This is a genomic window from Streptomyces sp. NPDC091292 (genome assembly GCF_044757265.1).
In the GTDB taxonomy this organism is placed as follows: Bacteria; Actinomycetota; Actinomycetes; order Streptomycetales; family Streptomycetaceae; genus Streptomyces.
In genome coordinates this window covers 66,241-85,664 of sequence record NZ_JBIVUQ010000005.1, presented here as the reverse complement: position 1 = coordinate 85,664, position 19,424 = coordinate 66,241, and the positions used below count along the sequence as shown (strand labels likewise).

General features: G+C 72.7%; 17 protein-coding genes and 2 pseudogenes. 8 read left to right on the top strand and 11 right to left on the bottom strand.

All coding sequences use genetic code 11. From position 1 onward, the window contains the following. Position 1 precedes the first annotated feature (1 nt). The 8 genes and pseudogenes from ACIQNU_RS16810 to ACIQNU_RS16775 all read right to left on the bottom strand — a co-directional run bounded on the left by ACIQNU_RS16810 (position 2) and on the right by ACIQNU_RS16775 (position 8,025). On the bottom strand, positions 2-1,372 hold the full coding sequence (locus ACIQNU_RS16810; RefSeq protein ID WP_401366565.1) for a YcaO-like family protein: 1,371 nt from the start codon (positions 1,370-1,372) through the stop codon (positions 2-4). Next, complete coding sequence (locus ACIQNU_RS16805) at positions 1,369-2,952, bottom strand: CocE/NonD family hydrolase (RefSeq protein WP_401366563.1); 1,584 nt, start codon at positions 2,950-2,952, stop codon at positions 1,369-1,371. The genes ACIQNU_RS16810 and ACIQNU_RS16805 overlap by 4 nt, the downstream gene beginning before the upstream one ends. Continuing rightward, a complete protein-coding gene (locus tag ACIQNU_RS16800) occupies positions 2,949-3,836 on the bottom strand; it encodes a hypothetical protein (protein WP_401366561.1) in 888 nt (295 codons plus the stop codon). Before ACIQNU_RS16800 ends, ACIQNU_RS16805 begins: the two co-directional genes overlap by 4 nt. Before the next feature lie 93 nt (positions 3,837-3,929). Further along, positions 3,930-4,067: a streptamidine family RiPP gene (amiA, locus tag ACIQNU_RS16795; RefSeq protein ID WP_401366559.1), complete on the bottom strand. Its 138-nt coding sequence runs from the start codon at positions 4,065-4,067 to the stop codon at positions 3,930-3,932. Positions 4,068-4,131: 64 nt separating this feature from the next. Next, positions 4,132-4,948, bottom strand: a pseudogene (locus tag ACIQNU_RS16790) (ABC transporter ATP-binding protein). A 25-nt stretch (positions 4,949-4,973) separates the two neighbouring features. Next, positions 4,974-6,062, bottom strand: coding sequence for a FecCD family ABC transporter permease (locus ACIQNU_RS16785; RefSeq protein WP_401366557.1), 1,089 nt, complete (start codon positions 6,060-6,062; stop codon positions 4,974-4,976). Then, entirely contained in the window at positions 6,059-7,051 is a 993-nt protein-coding gene (locus ACIQNU_RS16780; protein WP_401366555.1) for a FecCD family ABC transporter permease, read from the bottom strand. The genes ACIQNU_RS16785 and ACIQNU_RS16780 overlap by 4 nt, the downstream gene beginning before the upstream one ends. Further along, on the bottom strand, positions 7,048-8,025 hold the full coding sequence (locus ACIQNU_RS16775; RefSeq protein ID WP_401366553.1) for an ABC transporter substrate-binding protein: 978 nt from the start codon (positions 8,023-8,025) through the stop codon (positions 7,048-7,050). The genes ACIQNU_RS16780 and ACIQNU_RS16775 overlap by 4 nt, the downstream gene beginning before the upstream one ends. Positions 8,026-8,118: 93 nt before the next feature. On the opposite strand from ACIQNU_RS16775, the gene ACIQNU_RS16770 reads away from it, so the two are divergent. Then, positions 8,119-9,459 (top strand): hypothetical protein, encoded by a 1,341-nt coding sequence (locus ACIQNU_RS16770; protein ID WP_401366551.1) that lies wholly within the window; start codon positions 8,119-8,121, stop codon positions 9,457-9,459. A 3-nt stretch (positions 9,460-9,462) separates the two neighbouring features. On the opposite strand, the gene ACIQNU_RS16765 is transcribed toward ACIQNU_RS16770, so the two are convergent. Both ACIQNU_RS16765 and ACIQNU_RS16760 read right to left on the bottom strand, forming a co-directional pair. After that, positions 9,463-9,927 (bottom strand): hypothetical protein, encoded by a 465-nt coding sequence (locus ACIQNU_RS16765; RefSeq protein WP_401366550.1) that lies wholly within the window; start codon positions 9,925-9,927, stop codon positions 9,463-9,465. Further along, complete coding sequence (locus tag ACIQNU_RS16760; RefSeq protein WP_401366548.1) at positions 9,924-10,379, bottom strand: ATP-binding protein; 456 nt, start codon at positions 10,377-10,379, stop codon at positions 9,924-9,926. Before ACIQNU_RS16760 ends, ACIQNU_RS16765 begins: the two co-directional genes overlap by 4 nt. A 434-nt stretch (positions 10,380-10,813) precedes the next feature. Between ACIQNU_RS16760 and ACIQNU_RS16755 the strand changes: the two genes are divergently transcribed. The 4 genes from ACIQNU_RS16755 (at position 10,814) to ACIQNU_RS16740 (ending at position 14,555) form a co-directional block, all read left to right on the top strand. Beyond that, positions 10,814-11,686: a helix-turn-helix domain-containing protein gene (locus ACIQNU_RS16755; protein ID WP_401366546.1), complete on the top strand. Its 873-nt coding sequence runs from the start codon at positions 10,814-10,816 to the stop codon at positions 11,684-11,686. Next, positions 11,683-11,937: a DUF397 domain-containing protein gene (locus ACIQNU_RS16750; RefSeq protein WP_401366544.1), complete on the top strand. Its 255-nt coding sequence runs from the start codon at positions 11,683-11,685 to the stop codon at positions 11,935-11,937. The genes ACIQNU_RS16755 and ACIQNU_RS16750 overlap by 4 nt, the downstream gene beginning before the upstream one ends. Positions 11,938-12,019: 82 nt before the next feature. Then, entirely contained in the window at positions 12,020-12,844 is an 825-nt protein-coding gene (locus ACIQNU_RS16745) for an SAM-dependent methyltransferase (protein ID WP_401366543.1), read from the top strand. 172 nt (positions 12,845-13,016) lie between these two features. Continuing rightward, positions 13,017-14,555, top strand: coding sequence for an alpha/beta hydrolase (locus ACIQNU_RS16740; RefSeq protein ID WP_401366541.1), 1,539 nt, complete (start codon positions 13,017-13,019; stop codon positions 14,553-14,555). 26 nt (positions 14,556-14,581) lie between these two features. Here the strand turns inward: ACIQNU_RS16740 and ACIQNU_RS16735 are convergent, their stop codons facing one another. After that, positions 14,582-15,265 carry a TetR/AcrR family transcriptional regulator gene (locus ACIQNU_RS16735; RefSeq protein WP_401366540.1) on the bottom strand — a complete coding sequence of 228 codons (684 nt, stop codon included), beginning with the start codon at positions 15,263-15,265 and terminating at the stop codon, positions 14,582-14,584. 116 nt (positions 15,266-15,381) lie between these two features. Between ACIQNU_RS16735 and ACIQNU_RS16730 the strand changes: the two genes are divergently transcribed. The 3 genes and pseudogenes from ACIQNU_RS16730 to ACIQNU_RS16720 all read left to right on the top strand — a co-directional run bounded on the left by ACIQNU_RS16730 (position 15,382) and on the right by ACIQNU_RS16720 (position 19,149). Further along, positions 15,382-15,942, top strand: coding sequence for an NAD(P)H-dependent oxidoreductase (locus ACIQNU_RS16730; RefSeq protein WP_401366538.1), 561 nt, complete (start codon positions 15,382-15,384; stop codon positions 15,940-15,942). Positions 15,943-16,250: 308 nt separating this feature from the next. Beyond that, positions 16,251-17,888 (top strand): annotated as a pseudogene (locus ACIQNU_RS16725) (alpha-L-rhamnosidase N-terminal domain-containing protein); the annotation flags it as partial. Next, positions 17,857-19,149: an alpha-L-rhamnosidase C-terminal domain-containing protein gene (locus ACIQNU_RS16720; RefSeq protein WP_401366536.1), complete on the top strand. Its 1,293-nt coding sequence runs from the start codon at positions 17,857-17,859 to the stop codon at positions 19,147-19,149. The pseudogene ACIQNU_RS16725 and the gene ACIQNU_RS16720, both read left to right, overlap by 32 nt. Positions 19,150-19,424: the final 275 nt, after the last annotated feature.

Below are 19,424 nucleotides of genomic sequence, written 5' to 3'. Positions count from 1 at the left end.
CTCACATGTGCGGTGCGGGCGTGAGGGTGAAGTCGCCGGGCCCGTCGGGTGCCGATGACCGCCATCCGCGTGCGACGGCGGCCTGGCCGAAGCGTGGGCAGCCGAAGTAGCCGAAGGCTGCGGGGGCGTTGGGGACGAGACCGGAGACGAGGACCCGTGCCACGCGCAGCGAGGTCTCGGCGACGTCTTCGGTGGTCAGGTCGAGCGTGATCACCCGGTGGCCCCCCGCCGCGAGCCGTGCGTCGAGTTCCGGGCGGCTCGTGGGCGAGAGGGCGTCGATGGGTACGACGCCCAGTTCCGGGTGGGTGAAGCGGCGGGCCAGTGGCGCCGTCCGGGGGTCGAGCCATACCTGCACATGGGCGCCGAGGTCCCGTACCGCGCCGAACTCGGGCCCGCAGTCGTCGAGATACCGCCGGTCGGCCCGGTGGTCGAGGTAGAGGCCGCGCGCCAGCATGCCGGCCTCGACCGCGCGGAAGACCCAGCCGTCGGCCTCGACCGCGCCCTGGGTGAAGACCCAGGTGTGCACGGCTTCGAGTACGGCCTTGCGGGCGGCTTCGGCCGGGTCGTACCGGCAGGCGAATCCGGCGGCGTGGAGGCCGCGTGCCGGGTCGTACGCGAGCGCGGCGACGCAGGGCGCCAGCTCGGACTCCATCTCGACCAGGCTGATCTCCAGGCCGCACCCTTCGAGATCGCGGGCGAGTCCCGGCACGCTCGCGGGGTCGATACCGCGTGTGGGCCCGCCGAGGTGCCACCACACCTCCAGGGCGTCGCGCTCGACCACTTCGAGCAACCCGCGCTCCACCGCGTCGGCGAAGCCCTGACCGGTGGCTATGCCCGCGTAGTTGAGGTGGTGGGTGCGAGGGAGGGTTCGCAACTCGCCCTGGCGCCAGTTGAGATGGGTGAGCGCGACGGGGGCCCAACAGTCTTCGCCGTTCTCCTGGGCGCGGGCCCACAGGGCGGGCGTTTCGGGGGTGAGGGGACGGTAGGCGAAGCCGGGGCGCGCGTACTGCCAGTCGGCGTAGGCCGGAAGGTCGCCCGGCCCGTACACCGTCCTTCCCTCCGCGACGAGTTGGGCGGCGGTGGCCCGGCGGGGTGCGTCGGGGTGGCCGGGTGGGGGCAGCCGGTTTCCGCAGTAGCGTTCGGCGGCCTCGGCGATGGCGGCGATCCTGGCGCCCTCGGGGTCACCGAAGGTGGTCCCCAGGGACACCCGGTCGGCGGGCCAGGCGCCGAAGCGCCGCGCGTCGGACACTTCGGCGGTCATGGCGGTGTAGCGGGGTGGCGCGCCGGAGGGGTGGGGTACGGGGGCGACGGACCGGATGAGTCCGCAGACCGGGTCCACGAGCAGGTCTGCGGCGAGCGGCGTCGAGGTCATGTGCACAGCTCCTGGGCGAGGTCGGTCACGGGGTCGGTGCGGCGCCCGAGCCCGGTGGGCAGGAGCAGTGCGCTGTCCGTGGCCCGCAGGGTCCGGCGGGACGGGCGCAGCCGGGTCGCGGTCACCGGGTTCTCGCCGGTGTGCGGATTGCGGGCGTGCGCGGGGAAGTGGTGCCCGGCGATCTCGGCCCGCAGCCTGGTGCCCGCGTCGAGCCGGCGGGCGAGGAAGCCGAGCGGGACGGTGAACCGGGCATGGGTGCCCGCCGGGTCGCTACGGCGTACGGCTCCGAAGGCGAGCGGTGCGGCCCGGCCGTGCGGGTCGAGGGCGACGAGCCGTACGAACCAGTCGGCGACCGAGGTGTCGGCGGCGGCGCACAGGCGGGCTTCGGCGGTTCCGAAGAGGTCCACGGGGCGGGGCAGCGGCGGGGTGACGAGCAGGGCGCGGTCGGGGGTTTGGTGGGGGGCGTGGTGGGGGTGGGCGGTGCCGCTGGGGGTGATGTCCAAGTGGTCGGAGCGTACGGGGTGTTCGGGGTCGGCGAGGAAGGTGGCGCCCTGGAGGAGGCGGAGGCGGTGAGGGGGTGCGAAGTGCCGGAGGGAGGCCGTGGAGGGGACGGTTCCCAGCGGGTACCAGTGCTCGCTGCCTCCCAGGGCGACGGCTCCCCGCGCACCATCGGCGTGCGCCCCGTCGAGCGCGGCGCGGGCCCAACGCACGTACAGCACACCGAGGTTGACCCGGTGGCCCGGCCTCGCTTCGGGCGCCGGGCTGGCGGTCAGGCCGTGCCCCCAGGGGCCGACGAGCAGCCGCGACGGGCCGCCCCAGCGGCGCCACAGGTTCAGGGTGTCCGAAGCGAAGGGGTCCCGGGTGCCGCCGACCGCGAGCAGCGGTACGCCGGCGGTCGCACCGCGCAGGGTGATCCGGTCGCGACGGCAACCGTCCCAGATGCCGGGCCAGGAGGGCATCGGCCGTCCGAGCCGGTCCGGGAGCGCCGTCACCGGCAGGTGTTCCCAGAGTCCGGGGTCGTCGGCGAGCGCCTTGTCGAGCGCGGTCGCGTCGGAGTCGGACCGGTCCCCGTGGGCCGCCCACCAGCCCGCGCGGGCGTGGAGGCGTTCCACGCCGGAGGGTTCGCGGGCGACTTCGGCGGGGCCGAGTGCGGGGACCGCGGCGATGACGGCGTCCGGCGCGGTGCCGGGAAACTCGCCGGGTGACGTGCCGGGTGCCGGAGTGGTGTCGTCGCCGACCACCATGACGAGTGCGCAGTACGCGGCGTACGACGATCCCGCGGCGACGACCCGCCCGTCGCACCACCCCTGCGCCCGTACCCACCGCAGCGCCGCGGCTCCGTCCGCCGCCTCGCTCCGGTACGGGCGCCAGGCGCCGTCCGACCCGTGCCGTCCGCGTACGTCCTGGACGACGGCCGCGAATCCCCGGGCCGCCCAGGCGCGCGCCTCGGCGCGGTGGCTCGCGCGGTCGTAAGGGGTGCGGATCAGGATGGCGGGGGCGGGTGCTCCGCCCGCCGGGAGGTGGACGTCGGTGGCGAGTCGGGCACCGGGGACGGGCAGGTGGTGGACCAGGGCGCTCATCGCGGAACGCTTTCGGGGGTTACCTCTGAAGCAAGCGAGCCCACCCGAGGCACCGGCAGCACCACATGTTCCGTCACGGTCAGCGCGCGCAGGTCGATCCGCCGCAGCCGTCGCCGGGTGTGCCGCTCCCCCGCCGCCCAGGCGACGAGGTCCCCGAGAAGCAGCGCCGCCGTGAGCGCGGCGGACGCGGTGGTGTGAGCGGGGCCGGTGTCCTCGGTGCGGGGCCCCGCCCAGTAGGCGGCGAGTTCCCGGTGCGCGGCGGTCGCGGCGAGCCTGCGCAGCCGGACGTCCTCGGAGGTGACGTCACCCCCGATCACGGCAGGCGGCTCCACCCACGCCTGGAATCCCTCCCGGTGACAGCGCAGCCAGGCGATTCCGTCACGCGGCAGCCGGTCGGCCTCGTCCCACCACCCGGGCGGTACGGGTGAGTCGAGGCACCAGACGACGGCGGTCGGTATCTCCGCGTCGGCGGTCGGCATCTCCGCTCCGGCCACGGATGCCGCGATCCGGTCGCCGGAGATCAGCCGTACGTCGGCGCCCTCGCCCCGCGCACTCCGCGCCAAAGGCTCCACGAGGACGGGGTCCCCCACCAGCAGCACCCGCCGACCGGCGAGCGGCGCGTCTGCGTCTACCTCCGCGTCTGTCACCAGCCCGGCGTCGGCGGGCACCAGGTAACCAGCCGCCTCGAACGCCGCCTCCAGCCGCGCCAGTTCGGATTCGGGCTCGCCCGTGGCGACGTGTCCGTCCAGGTGGCGGAGCAGCGCCGCCTCGCTCACGTCGCCGGTGTCGACGCGGAAGAACTCCCCGTCGGGGGTGCGGACGGCCAGTCCCCGGCCGGGGACGGTGACCAGGGTGACACCGGGGGCGAGTCGCGTGGCGCTCACAAGTGCTCCTCACGTAGGGGGTACGGCAGGTACCGGGGGTGCGGGTCGGGCCCGCCCGGAAAGGCGATCCGGGCGGGCCCGACGGTGTGTGTCCTACTTGGCGCTGTCCGCGTCGACGTCGGCGGCGACCTCGTCGAAGGGGTTCTCGACGAGCGCGTTGGAGTGGGTGGCGGACAGGTGGGCGAGCTGGCCCTGCTCGGCGATCGGGGTGAACACCTTGTTCTGGTCCATGAGTTGAACTCCCATCGTTGAGGGAAAGCCCATCCGGCGGTTGTCCGGTGGGCACAGGTAGACACTAATGAATATGATTTTCATTCCGCAAGGGGCTGACGGTCACCGACAGGGTGATCCGGATAACACACCGGCCACCCACCCTCCGGATCCCGGCCGACCCGGCCGACGACGCCGAACACCTCGGCCAGCAGCTCGGGTGTGACGACGTCCTTCGGGGCACCGTCGGCGGCCACGGCCCCCGAGCGCAGCGCCACGATCCGGTCCGCGAACCGGGCGGCGTGGCCGAGGTCGTGAAGGACCATCACGACCGTCAGGCCGCGCTGTTCCCGCAGCCGGGTGACCGTGCGCATCACCTCCAGCTGGTGCCGGAGGTCGAGGTAGGTGGTGGGCTCGTCGAGGAGCAGCGCCCCGGTGTCCTGGGCGAGGGCCATCGCCAGCCGTACGCGCTGCCGTTCGCCCCCGGAGAGCGAGTCGACGGGCCGGTCCGCCCAGGCGGTGACCCCGACGTCGGCCATGGCCCGGGTGCACGCGGCGTCGTCACCGCCGCGCAGCATCCCGAGGGGGCCGCGGACCGCGTACCGCCCCTGCCGCACCAATTGACGTACCGTCATGCCCGATACGGCGGGCGCGGACTGGTGGAGCAGGGCGACGCGGCGGGCCGCCGCTCTGCGGGGCAGTGCGGCGAGGTCGTCGCCGTCCAGGAGCACCCGTCCCGCATCGGGGCGGAGCAGCCCGGCGCAGAGCCGGAGCAGGGTGCTCTTGCCGCACCCGTTCATGCCGACGAGAGCGACGAGTTCGCCCGCCGACACGGTCAGGTCGATGCCGTCGACCACCGGGCGCTCCGGGTAGCCGAAGCGCAGCCCTTCCAGACGGATCATGTCTCCTCCTTCGCCGAGCAGCACGTCATGTCTCGTCCTTCACCGAACGGCGCGCCACGACCAGCAGCAGTGCCGCCCCCACCCAGGCCGTGACCGCGCCGGTCGGCACGCTCAGCCGGTCGGCCTCCAGCAGGTCGGCCGCGGCGCGTGAGAGCCACTGCGCGACGGCGTCCGCGCCGCAGACCACGGAGGCGCCGAGCAGCGCGGCGCCCGGCAGGGCCGCGCGCAGGTCGGCGCCGAGGAGGGCGAACGCCAGATGCGGGACCAGCAGCCCCACGAATCCGAGTGCGCCGACGGCCGACACCGCGCCCGCCGTCAGGGCGACCGCGCAGACCAGGGCGGCCGACCGCGCCCTGCCGGTGTGCAGGCCGGCCGCCGCGGCCTGTTCGTCGCCGCAGCGCAGCAGGGTCAGCGGACCGGCGAGCACCCATGAGGCCAGGAGCCAGAGGGCGGCCCAGGGCCAGAGCAGGGACCAGTGGTCCCACACCCGTCCCTCCGTGGAACCGACCAACCACTGCACCACGCTGCCCAGTTCACCGGGTGCGACGAGCAGGACCATGGCCGTGAGCCCCGACAGGACGGCCGAGACGAGCACGCCGTGCACCGCCATCTGTACGGGGTCGCCCCGCTCGCGTCCGGTGAGCAGCCACAGGAGGCCCGCGCCCGTGAATCCGCCGAGTAGGGCGGCGGCGACGACCGCGGCCGGGGACTCCCAGCCCGCGAGGCCGAGCCCGGTGGCGGCGACCGCTCCGAGCACGGCGCCCGGTGTGACGCCCGTGACCTCGGGACCGGCCAGTGGATTGCGCAGCGCGGCCTGGAGCACGACACCGGCGACGCCGAGGCAGGCGCCCGCGCCGAGCGCCACCAGAGTCCGGGGCAAGCGGAGTTGGAGCACCACATGGCGGGCGAGGGAGTCCCCGCCGCCGCCCAGCACCTCACCGACGCCGAGCGGTCCGACCGCGCGTCCCGCGACGAGATCCGCGCACCCCACCAGGGCGACGAGCACCACGAGCAGGAGCAGCCGCCGCCTCACACGCCCGGATCCAGGTCGCCGCGTCACGCGGCCGGATCCAGGTCGCAGCCTCAAACGGCCGGATCCAGGTCGCCGCCTCATCCGCCCGCACCCCCCGCGTACTCCTTCGCCGCGACCGTCCGCGTCCCGCGACGCTTCCCCGCCGTCTTCAGCAGGACGACACCCGCCGGCACGCCGAGGAGCGCGGTCCACGCGCCGACCGGTGTCTCGATCGGCCGCAGCGCGAGCCGGGCGGGCAGATCGGCGAGGGCCACGACCAGGGCGCCCCAGACGGCCGCCCAGGGGAGCCAGCGCACGGCGTCCCCGTCGGGCCGCAGCCGGCGGGCGAGTTGCGGGGCGAGGAACCCCACCCACGCGACCGGCCCGCACACGGCGACGACCGGCGCGATGAGCAGGACAGCGATGCCGAGTGCGGCGAGGCGCGCGTGCCGGACCCGTACCCCGAGTGCCCGTGCGTCGTCGTCGCCGAGCCGCAGCACGGACAGGACCGGCGCGCAGAGGACGAGCGCGGGCACGGCGAGGGCGAGCCAGGGCCACAGTCCGGTCACGTCGTCCCAGGTCCGGGCGGAGAGACTGCCCAGCAGATAGCGGTAGATGAGCTGGAGGTCGAGCTGGTCGGCCAGCACCATCAGGACGAGGAGTGTCGCCTGGAGCGCCGCCGCGACCGCCGCGCCGGTGAGCAGCACGGCGGACGGGCTGCGGCCGAACCCCGCGGCGAGCAGCGTCAGTACACCGCCGATGACCGCGCCGCCGACGGCGAGCAGCGGCTGCGCGGCGAGCGGCACCGGGACGGCGAGGACGAGCGGCGCCGCGACGCCGAGGGCGGCGCCCGACGAGACGCCCAGCATCTCGGGTACGGCGAGCGGATTGCGCAGGGCCTCCTGGAGCACCAGTCCCGCCGCGCCCAGACAGGCACCGGCGACCAGCGCGAGGACGAGCCGCGGCAGCCGCAGTTCGGTCACCACGAACTCGCCCGCGAGGTCCGTGAGCGGGACGTACGGGGTGCCGAAGCCGAGGCCGACGACGGTCAGCGCCAGGAGCCCGCAGGCCAGGGCGAGTCGGCGGCTCACTTCAGCCGGGCCGTGGCCTCGTCGAGGACGATGCCGAGGGAGCGCGTGCCGCGTCCCTTCGCCCAGACCTCGGAGTCGACCTCGTGCACGGCGCCGTTCCGCACGGCCGGAATCCGGGCCCAAAGCGGGTTCTCGGCGAGCCGGTCCGAGAGCTTCCCGTCGGACGGCCCGCCGAAGGAGAGGGTCTCCACGAACAGGACGTCGACCTCGCGGGCCAGGATCTCCTCCATGCTGTACGTGCCCTCGACGCCCCGGCTCTTCCAGGGGTAGTCGGCGATCTTCGGGAACAGTCCGGCGGCGACGTCGTTGCCGGGGGTCGCGACGCCGAAGTTCTCGTCGCTCCCGAAGATGATCAGCGCGGTCCTGTCGCTCTTGACGCGCTCCGCGCCTGCCAGCTTCTCCCGGAAGTCCCGCTCGGCCCGCTCCCCCTGGTCCGTGCGACCGGTGAGCGCGGCGAGGTCGCGGAGGTAGCCGACGCTGTCCTGCCAGCGGCCCGGCTGTACGGGCCAGAAGACGGTGGCCCCCTTGAGTGCGGGGGCGAGTTTGCCGTGCGTGTCCTTGAGGCCGATCACCAGATCCGGCCGGTACGACAGGATCGCCTCGGCCTCGGGGCTGAGGAACCCTCCGGGGACGACGGGGATCTCGGCGGCCTTCTCCTTGCCCAGGAACTCGGGGTGCGCGAGGAGTTGGGAGTTGGTGGCGACCGGGGTCATGCCGAGTTCGGCCAGCATGTCGTCGCAGAGCGCGACGAGACAGACGACGCGGCGGGGAGCCCTGTCGGTCGTGACGGTGACGCCCTGGGTGTCGGTGATCTTCCGGGCCTGCGCGATGGGCTCGACCCTTATGTCGGTCTTCTCCTTGGCCGCCTTGTCCTGCCCCTCGCTCTCCGATGTGGTTCCGCACCCGGCCATCAGGGTTCCCAGGACCGCGGCGGCGGCCCAGCGCCGGACCGTCATCAGCGTTCTGCGCGCCATGAAATCTCTCTCCTCGACTCGACGACAAGACAACGAGCCTCATGATAATCATTTCCATTAGACGGTTCGTTCACCCACCCCTCCGGAGTCGCCATGCCGCCCGCACACCCCCGCTCGCCCCGCCTGCTCGTCGCCGATCAAGTCGCTGGTGTCATACGGGTGTTGGACCTGCCCGACGGCAGCGAGACCGGTCGGATCGAGGGCCGGCACCTCGCCGAGCACGCCGGATTCCTGGCGCTGCCCCGGGGCCGTACCGCGTTCGTCGACGACCTCGCCGGGGAACTCGTCGTCCTCGACCCGTACGGTCCCGACGCGGGCCGGCCGCTGGTCGGGACGACGGTTCCGGTCGCGACACCGGCAGAGCATCTGGCCGCCGACCCCTCGGGACGCCTGCTCGCCGTCACCACCGGCCTCGGCCGCAACGAGGAGCCGTGGAGCGATGTCCTCACCGCCGTCGACCTCGGGGTGGCGGGCGGACCACGGTCGGTACGGGTGCGTACGCGGACGGGCGAGCCCGGGGTGACGGTGCTGGGTGCCGAAGGTGCCGAAGGTGGCGAGAGGTCGGAAGAGTCGGAGGGTTGGGACCCGATCGCGGGGACCGCACCCGACGTGGCCGACACATCCGACGTAGCCGACGCACCCGATGCCCTGGTGGTCCTGCGGCATCGCGAACCGGGTTCCCTCACCGCGTACCGCCACGCCGACCTGCTGGCCACCGCGTCCGGCTGCCCGCGCGTCGAGCCGGTGCACGAGGTGCGGCTGCCCGACGACGACGGGCACGGTGACGCCTACGACCCGGTCACCGGGCGGCTGTTCGCGGCGGCGGGCTCGGGTGTCCACCGCGCGCGGCGCGAGGGTACGTCCCTCGTGGCCGACGCGCCGCTGTCGTGGGGCGGTCCGGGCCGTGGGTTCTACCTGCGGCTCGACCCCGTACGCCGGGCGCTGTGGTCGTGTGTGCGCGGCGGGCCGGCCGATCCGGGGCGCTGGCCGGAGTGGACCAACGACGCCTGGTGGTACGGGCTCGACTCCGGCCGCGGCGGGCGGCTGTCCCTGGGCCCTGGCCTGGTCTTCCGGCTCGCGGTCGCGGCGCGCCGTGTCGCATACGCGCGCGTGCATCCCGACGGGGACGAACTGATCCTGCTGGCGCCCGAGGACCCCGTGGTCACGGCGCGCGTACCGCTGCCCGCGATGGACGGGGCGCCGCGCGCGGGCAATACACCCTGGGACGGGGTGCAGCGGCGGGCGGTTGCGGCGTCACCGGGCGGGGATCTGGTCGCCGTCACACGGGGTGGTCACGGCGAGATCCATGTGGTCGACGCGGTCGCGGCCTCGGTCGCGGTAACTCTGTCGGTGCCGACGCCGCTCGACGACGGCGGGCATCTGGCGCTGGTGTCCCCGGAGGACGGGGCCGAACGGGATCCCGTCGGCCGCTGAAGGTCAGTGCGGGTGGGTGCGGCGCGCGGCGTCCAGGCGGTCGAGGCCGCGGTAGAGGGCCTGGACGAGGCGGGCCCGGTTCTGGGTGTGCAGGAGGTCGGCCCGGTCGGGGTGCGGAACGGACAGGCGCCGGTCCGCCTCCGCGAGCAGGGTCCGCGTCAGCGCCCCGAGGGCGGGGTCGTCGGGATCGACGTGCGGGGCGCGGCACCGCAGTTCGTCGGTGAGGGCGCGGGCCTGGTACGTCAGTTCGCGGGCGACGCGCCCGCACTCCTCCGCGTCCACCGACTCCGCCTCCGCCGACTCCCCGTCCACCGAGTCCCCGTCCACCGAGTCCCCGTCCACCGACTCCTCGTCAGCGCTCCAGCCGAGCGCGGTCTCGATCAGCAGCGTGCACCGGGAGCGGTCGATGGGCAGGTGGACCGTGAGGGGCACGGGTGCGTCCGGGCCCTCCACCACGTCGTGCGTCACGCCGAAGGCTCCGCGCCGAGCGCGGCCCAGACCGCGTTCCCTCCGGTGAGTAAGGAGCGTTCGACGCCCCACTTGTCGGCGATCTCCTGCACGAGGAGCAGGCCGCGTCCATTCTCGTCGTCGGGGCCCGCACAGCGCGGCGGGAGGCTGCGGGTCGCCACGTCGTGGTCGTGCACCTCGATGTGGACCAGGCCGTCCGATGTGAGGCCCGCGCAGCAGAGGATCCGCTCGCTGGAGGTGTGCCGTATCGCGTTGGTCGTCAGCTCGGACACGATGAGGACGGCGTCCGCGCGCACATCGTCCGACATCCGCCACAGGTCGAGTCTCTGGCCGACCGAGCGGCGTGCCGCGCCCACGCTCGTGCCGACGGCGGGCAGTTCGAGCCAGTGGACGCGTCGCGTGCTGGTGCCGTCGAGGAGCTGAGGGGCTGGGGGGCGGGTGTGGGGGGACACAGTCGTCGCCTTCCGTCAGGGGACGGGCGGTGCGGGGAGGGAGAACGCCGGGCTACTGCTCTTCGTCCAGCAGGGGTCGGCCCGCCGCACCCCCGTGAGAGCGGAGGCGGAGCGTGTCCGGAAGGGTCGGTGAAACGCTTCTCCGGGTGAGCGCCCGAACCGGGGCGCGGCCTGGGGCGGAACGGGATCACCGGGCCCAGCCCCTTCGCCGCGCCCCCCGGCCTTTTCGCCACGCACACCAACCATGGCCCTCAGTAGAGGCGTTGGTGTTCTCCGCGCGCGCTGGGTCGGGTCGCTCACATTGACATCATGCTTGTTGCATCGATCACGTCGCAACCGACTCCCTGATAATTTCAGAAAGCACGCATCAGTCTGGTCTCTTCAGCGAGTACCTGACAGACTCGGGGTGGTGACAGCCACTCAGGAGGTAGGCCGTGAGCGACGCCCGTCCGGGCTCCATGACCAACGCTCCCACCGTTCTCCGTATGATCCTCGGCCGACGGCTCCAGGAGCTTCGGCTGAGCGCGGGGGTGTCACTGGAGGGCGCGGCCAAGGCGCTGCGCGTACAGCCGCTGACCATCAGGCGGTTGGAGAAGGCGGAGGTCGGCCTCAAGATCCTCTACGTCGAGAAGCTCCTGGAGACCTACGGGTCGGACCGCAAGGAGATCGACGAGTTCATCGAGATGGCCGAGCAGGCCAACACCCCGGGCTGGTGGCACCGGTACCGGGACGTCCTGCCCAACTGGTTCACCGCCTATGTGAGTCTGGAGAGCGGCGCCAACACCCTGCGGACGTATGAACCGCACTACGTCACGGGCCAGCTGCAGACCCACGCGTATGCGCGCGAGGTGCTGCGGGCGGGGTTTCCGAACGACACGGAGGACGGTCTCGAACGGCGCGTGGATCTGCGGCTGCGCCGTCAGAGCCTGCTGACGAAGCCGGATCCGCCCACGCTGTGGGTGGTGATGGAGGAGGCCGTGCTGCACCGGGTCGTCGGCGGGCCCGAGGTGATGCGGGAGCAGATAGACCGGCTCCTGGAGGCGTCGGAGCTGCCCCACGTCACGCTGGACGTCCTGCCGTTCAGTGCGGGCGCCCACGTCGGCGCGTTCGCACCGTTCACCCATTTCCGGTTCGCGGAACCGGAGTTGCCGGACATCGTCTACACCGAGATCTGCTCCGGCTCCATGTACCTCGACCAGCGCGCCGACGTGAGCACGCACCTTGAGGCGCACAACCGGATGTCCCTGCTCACCTCGCGTGCGGAGAGCAGGGCGCTCTTGAACCACCTGCGCAAGGAGTACACATGACCATCAGCGGAAGTGACATCTACAACGGTATGCCCGCGACGGACCTCGGTGAGCTGGGCTGGGAGCGCCCGTGGAGCGGCACCAGCGGAGGTCAGTGCGTGGAGACGAAGCGGCTCGCCGACGGGCGGGTGGCGATCCGCCAGTCGACCGATCCGACAGGACCGGCGCTGATCTACACGCCGGAGGAGATCACGGCCTTCGTCACGGGGGTCAAGAACGGCCTCGCGGACCACCTGACGGCCTCTTCCTGAACCAGGTCACCTCGCGAACTGTCAGGGGTGGGTCCCGGCCGTGATCCACCCCGCTCGCGACGCACACCACGAAGGGCACACGATGACCAACTCCTCTGCCGCACGGGACCTAGACACCAGCAGGCCCCACTCCGCCCGCATGTACGACTACTACCTGGGCGGCAAGGACCATTTCGACGTCGACAAGGAGGCCGCCGAGACGGTCGCGTCGGTCTACCCGGGCATCTTCGTGTGTGCGCGGGAGAACCGGGCCTTCATGCACCGGGCGACGCGGGTCCTCGCCAGGGAGCACGGAATACGTCAGTGGCTGGACATCGGTACGGGCATCCCGACCGAGCCGAATCTGCACCAGGTGGCGCAGTCCGTCGTCCCGGAGGCCAGGGTGGTCTACGCGGACAACGACCCGCTGGTGCTCAAGTACGCCGAGACCCTGATGCGCAGTACGGCCGAGGGCCGCACGACGTACATCGAGGCGGACGTCAACGATCCCGACTCGCTGCTCGACGCGCCCGCGCTGGAGGAGGTCCTGGACCTGGGCCGACCGGTCGCGCTGTCCCTCAACGCCCTGATGCACTTCGTCCCGGACGCGCAGGACCCGTACGGCATCGTGGGGCGGCTGCTCGACGTGCTGCCGTCGGGCAGTGCGCTCGCCCTGACGCACTGCACGCCCGACTTCGCGCCGGAGACCTGGGAGAAGGTCACGGACATCTACACACGGTCAGGGACGCCGGTGCAGTTCCGTCCGAAGGCGGCCGTGGCCCGCTTCTTCGACGGGCTCGACCTGCTCGACCCCGGCCTGTCCCTGGGCCACCGCTGGCGGCCCGACGCCACACCGGGCTCCGCCGGCCGGCCCGAGCCGACGGACGCCGAGGTCAGTCTGTGGACGGGGGTCGGCATCAAGCCGTGAGCGCGCGGGCGGCGGGCGCGGAGTGGCGTGGGTGCGGGGTGGCGCCCGCCGACCGGGGGTTAGCCCTACGCGGGGTGGGCCGGGTGGCCGGATGGTCGCGGGCGGCGCCGGTTTCTAGCGTCGGCGGTGAGGTTCACCGCCCGATGTCGCCGACCCCGCACCAAGGAGCACGATGCGCGTCGCATCCACCGTCACGATCGGTCTCGGCCTGACCGCCCTGCTGTCCACAGGAGTGCCCGCGGGCGCCACCGGCACCTCGGCGATACCGCCGACGGAGAGCAATCGCCTTGTGTGGGGCGCCTGTTCGCCGGAGCAGAAGGAGTTGAACGAGGCGGGCGCCGAGTGCGCCGAGGTGACCGTACCCCTCGACTACGCGGACCCCGGGGGCCGCACGCTCCAGATCGCGATCTCCCGTGTCAAGGCCGCGTCCCCGTCCCATCGGCGCGGCATTCTGCTGTCCAACCCGGGCGGCCCCGGCGGCACCGGGCTCGCCAACACCCTCGCGCTGCGGCCCGCGTTGAAGGACGCGGCCGACCGCTACGACCTCATCGGATTCGACCCGCGCTTCCTCGGCGAGAGCACCCCGGTCGGCTGCGCGCCGGCGCAGCCACCATCGCCACCCGGTGAAACGACGTCCCCGCGCGCCGACTTCGAGGCGTCGGTGCGCTCGGCTCGCGACCTGGCCGCCCGCTGCCAGGGCCACGGTGACAACGCGACGGTGCTGCCGCACGCCTCGACCCGCAATGTGGCGCGCGACATGGACGCCGTCCGGGCGGCGCTGGGCGAGCGGAAGCTGTCGTACTACGGCGTCTCGTACGGCGCCGACCTGGGGGCCGTGTACACCCAGATGTTCCCGCGCCGCGCCGACCGCGTCGTCATCGATTCGTCGACGGACCCGGCCCTGACGCAGTACGAGCTGTTCCAGGGCGCCGGCGGAGCCCTGGAGGCGGGTCTCGACGAGTGGGCCCGTTGGGCGTCCCGGCACCACGACCGGTACCGGCTCGGCCGCACCGGCCCCGCCGTGCGAGCCGCCGTGGAGGGCCTGCTGAAGCAGGCCGAACGGCGCCCTGTCGCCGTGGCCGGCACCCGCCTCGACGCGCCCGTGCTGCGCCTTCTGTTGCGCCAGTTGATCCAGCATCAGGAGTACGACGCGATGCTGGCGGCGGCTGTGCGGGACCTGGTCGACGCGGCGGCCGGGCGGCCGGTCGAGCCGGGTCCCGAACTCGCCTCGCTCCTTGAGCTGTTGTCCTCTCCGGACCTGGCGGACGGACTGATCGGCGGCGCCCTGTTCATGTGCGGAGACGGGGGATGGCCCGCCGGGGGCTGGCCGGAGGATCCGGAGACGTACTGGCGCAACAGCGAGCGCAGCCGCGCCACGCAGCCGGTGTTCGGGCCGCTGGTCAACGGCATGATCGCGCCGTGCGCGTTCTGGAACGGCACTCCGCGCGAACCGGGCACACGGATCGGCAACAGCGTGCCGGTCCTGATGGTGCAGGCCCGCCGCGACAACAACGTCCCGTACGAGGGGGCTCTCGCCCTGCACCGCAGGCTCACCGGCTCCCGGCTGGTGACGGCGGAGATCCGCTCGCACGGCGTGTACGGCCGCGCTGTCGACGGCCTGCGCCCGGTCCCGTGCGTCGACCGGACGGTGAACGGCTATCTCCGCGACGGGAACCTGCCCGACGCGGACTTCACCTGCCCCCTCCCGTAGCCGTCCCGTAGCCGTCCCGGCGGACTTCAGGCGGCTTCTCCTCCGGGCCGTCCGGCCGGTGCGGGGGCCGCCAGGCGGTCGACCAGGTCGCGCCAGCCGGACTCCAGGCGCTCCAAGGTCATGCCACGCACGGTGACGAGGTGGTGGACGAGGGCGACGTCGAGGTAGTTCATCAGCGTCTGCGCCAGCAGCTCGATGTCGCCGTCCGCGCCGGCCTCGCGCAGGAGAAGGGCGAGATGCCGCAGCCGCAGCCGGGTCGCGGGGACAGCGTTGTTGCGGCCGGGTTCGGTCCAGGCCGCGAGGTAGAGGTCGCTGTGGGTCCACTCGTGGCGCAGCGCGGCGGGGCCGAAGGCGTGCAGCCGGTCCAGGGCGGGGGCGCCGGGGCCCACGGGGGCCGGGCCGGAGAGGAACGCGGCCTGGAAGCGCTGCTCGTTGTGGTCGAGGAGAGCCAGGATCAGACCGGTGCGGTCGCCGAACCGCCGGAAGACGGTTCCCTTGCCGACCTGGGCGGCGGTGGCGACGGCTTCCATGGTCAGATTCGCCGCCCCGGACTCTGCCACCAGGCGCGACGCGGCTTCGAGGAGGCGGACACGGTTGCGCGCGGCGTCGGCCCGCAGCGCGGGAGACCCTCCGTCGCAGGTCGGTGTGAGGTCGTTCGTCCCGTCGGGAGCGCCGTACGGGGCGATGAGGAGCGGGTCGGAGCCGGTCATGGCGCCATCATACGGGCCACGAGGCGAAGTGGACCCTGGTCCGGATAGGTGGTACAACATTGAACCGGACCCCGGTCCGGATATATTCATGATCACTCCCCCCAGGAGATCCACCCATGTCTGTACGCATCCTCGCGCTCGTCGGCAGCCTCCGCGCCGGGTCCCACAACCGCCAGCTCGCCGAGACCGCCGCGAAGCTCGCCCCCTCGGGCGTCGACATCGAGGTGTACGAAGGCCTTGCCGACGTGCCGTTCTACAACGAGGACATCGACGTCGAGTCGGGCGTCCCCGCCGGGGCCGCGCGGCTGCGCGAGGTCGCGGGGCAGGCCGATGCCTTCCTGCTCTTCTCGCCCGAGTACAACGGCACCATCCCGGCCGTCCTGAAGAACGCCATCGACTGGCTGTCGCGTCCGCACGGCGCGGGCGCCATCTCGGGCAAGCCCGTCGCCGTGGTCGGCACCGCGTTCGGCCAGTACGGCGGTGTGTGGGCGCAGGATGAGGCGCGCAAGGCCGTCGGCATCGCCGGCGGCACGGTCCTGGACGACGTCAAGCTGTCCTTCCCCGGCTCCCTCACCCGGTTCGCCGAGACCCACCCCGGCGACGACGCCGAGGTCGTCTCCGGCCTCACGGAGGTCATCGACCGCCTCACCGACCGCACCACGGCCGCGGCGGCCTGACGGACGGTCCGTTCCCGGGGGCGACTCTCCCCCGCCCGCCCCGCATCGCTCTCACCGAAACGGCCCGGCCCGACCGCCGGGCCGTTTTCGCGCGCCCCGACCGGCGGCCGTTTTCGCGCGCCCCGATTGAATCGTTCAACCGTCGTGTACCGCGGGAGGGGTTCCCGCCACCGGCCCCTCCATACAAGCGCACTTCTCGTCGGAACTATTGCGCCACACGGACCGCGCGGCTAGCGTGCGCCACGACTTGAAACGTCTCAACTCCCTTTCGGAGCCCCGCACCCACCGATCAGAGAGCGAGATTCGGCATGCCCGGACCCGGCGACAGCGCTTTCAACCGGAGACAGATGATCGGCATCATCGGTGCCGGGACCGCGGGGCTCGCACTGCCGCTCGTCGGCATGCCCGCCGCCGACGCCACGACCGCTTCGGCCGGTGGGGTCGGTTGTGTCGGTGCGTCCGACGGCCGGGTGACCGGGCTCCAGGTCAACTCCGTGACGCAGCCCATCGGTACCGAGACCCGCGCCGTCTTCAGCTGGATCCCGGCCGTCGCCCACCAGACCGCGTACGAGATCCAGGTCGGTACCGCACCGGGCACGGCGGACCTGTGGAGCACGGGCAAGGTGACCGGCTCCACCAGCCACGGTGTTCCGTACGGCGGCAGGTCCCTGTCCTCGGCGCGGCCCTACCACTGGCGGGTGCGCTCCTGGGACGAGCGGGGCCGTGTCTCCCGGTGGAGTGAACCGGCGCGGTGGGAGACGGGGTTGCTGCGGGGTGAGTCCGACTGGTCGGGCGCCCGGTGGATCGGCGGACGGCATCCGCAGGACCACGACTGGCGGGACCTGCGGACGACGGTCGTCTTCCGCGGCGGTCCCGCGCCCGCCACCGGCCTTGCCCTGCTGCTGCGTGCCGAGCCCATCGGCAAGACCTGGGGCGAGGCCCTTGTCTGGACCCTCCGGCTGAACGGCGACCGGATGGAACTGGTGATGCGGACGACCCATTACGCCGGGAACACCTGGGTCGACGACGGCACTTCGGCCCCGGACTGGGGAGTGAACCACTTCGACCCGCAGAGCGAGACCAATCCGACGGCGACCGGAGTACGTTCGGTACCCGTCGCCACGGTCCCGGTCCCCGAGAACACCGGTCTCACCGCCGCCACTTGGGCCGACCGGGACCACACGGTGACGGTCGCCGCCGAGGGCACCACGGTCACCACGACCGTCAACGGCGTGCGCGTGGACTCCCGCACCCTGGAAGGCGATCAGATCCGGCGGCACGGCAGCGTCGGGTTCGGCGGCGGCAGTTCGGCCGTCGTACGGAGCGTGAAGGTGACCGGGACCGGGGCGCCGGACTTCACGGCGGACCTCACGGAAGGGGCCAACCCGTTCGAGAGCGGCATCGGGACCGTCGGCGGGCTGACCTTCGTCGGCAAGAACGCCATGCTGCCGATCGCCAACCCGGCACCGCTCCTGCGCAGGTCGGCGGTGCTGCGGCGCGGCAGGATCGCCCGCGCCCGCCTGTATCTGAGCGCGGCGGGCAGCGTCACCTTCACCGTCAACGGCTCCCCGCTCACCGTCGACGGCCGGCCGGCCCGAAAGGACGGGACGAATGTGCCGCGGCTGCTGACGGACCAGAGCGTCTACGACCGGGCCGTCCTGTACGACACCTTCGACGTCACCGGGCTGCTGGACGACGGAGCGGAGAACGTGCTTGCCGCCGAGCTGGGCCGGGGCTGGTACGGCGTCACGACACCTCAGGAGTGGTACTGGAACCTGGCGCCGTACTCGGGTGCACCCCGTCTGCGCGCCAAGCTGTCGGTCACCTACTCCGACGGCTCCACCACGACACTGGTCACCGACGAGAGCTGGCGGACCACCGACGGGCCGACGACGTTCGACTCGGTCTACTCCGGTGAGAAGTACGACGCCCGGCGCGCGCTCGCCCTGGGGTCGTGGCGTGACCGGGGCTACCGCGCGGGCGGGGACTGGCAGGCGGCGACCCGGCTCATCGCACCCGGCAGCTGCCAGGCGCCGCGGCCCGAGTACCACGGTGTGCCCCTGGAAGGCCGTACCGGCCTGGGACTCCGCGTACTTCGTCATCCCGTGGGAGCTGTACACGTACTACGGCAACGACACCCTGTTCGCCGAGCTGTACGACCATCAGGACGCGCTCCTGAAGAGTTACGAGGTGCTGTTCACGGAGGCCAACGGCTACCGGTTCCGTGCGGCGCTCGGCGCCTACTCGGGCGCGGAGAGCGGCGGCGACAACTCCGTGATCAGCCTCGCGTTCTACATCCGCTTCTGCGACTACATGGTCGATGTCCGTGAACTCCTCGGCCGGACAGCCAAGGTGGCGCACTACCGGAAGCTCGCGGCGACACTCCGGCGCGCCTTCATCGCCCACTACTGGGACGCGGCCCTCGGGTACTTCACCCAGGGCAGCATCTCCAGCGAGAACGCCATGGCCATCGCCTACGGTCTGGTCCCCGGCTCCGACCTGCCCGCCGACGACCCCTGCCATCTCGCGGGGAGCCGGACCCGCGCGGAGAACGAGCGGGCCCTCGCCAAGCTCCTCGCCGACCGCATCGTCGCCGCGGGCCACCACCTCCAGAGCGACATGTACGGCTCCCGTTACGAGTTCCACATCCTCGACGCGTACGGCTACACCGACATCGCGCTGAAGGCCGTCACACAGACCGGCGCGCCCGGGTACGTCCACCAGATCGCACAGGGCGCCACGTCGCTGTGGGAGAACTGGAACGGCGGCTCGCTGAACCACCACTACCGCAGCCTGGTCGCGACCTGGTTCTACCAGGGCCTCGCGGGCATCATGCCGACGTCGATCGCGTACGAGACCGTCCGTGTCCGACCGTTCATTCCGTCCGCCGCCGTGAACAGCCGGATCCCCGCGTCGGTCACCGACACGGATCTCGCCCCGGCGCCCCTGGACCATGTCGCCGCCTCCATCGACACGGTCCGCGGCACGGTCGCGTCGGAGTGGCGCCGCCGCGCGGACGGCCGGATCGATCTGCGGGTCGAGATCCCGCCCAACACACGGGCCGAAATCTGGGTCCCCACCCAGGGCAGCCCGGTCACCGCTCCCCCGGACGCCACCTTCATCCGTGACGACACGGCGGGGGAACGCCCGTACAAGGTGTACACGGCGACGGCGGGCGTCCACCGGTTCAACCGGCAGGGCAAGTAGGGAGCCGGTTCACCCCTGACGGCGGCGGGGAGCGTCAGCCCTGTGTCACGTCCGGAGGCGGCAGGACGCCGGAGCAGGTGGCACGGCCGAACGCGCCGGTGGCGGTTGCGCTTTGGACGTGCCGCCCATGCACAGCGGGCGTCGCCGCCCTGTTCGCCGGGGACAATGCCGACGATCGGGCCTTGGCCGAGTGGGATGTCCACGGCCGGTGTCCCGCCGGCTCGGAAGCGCCCAGTTCCGCCTTCTGCCCGCCGGAATCCATCCGGGACAAAGTG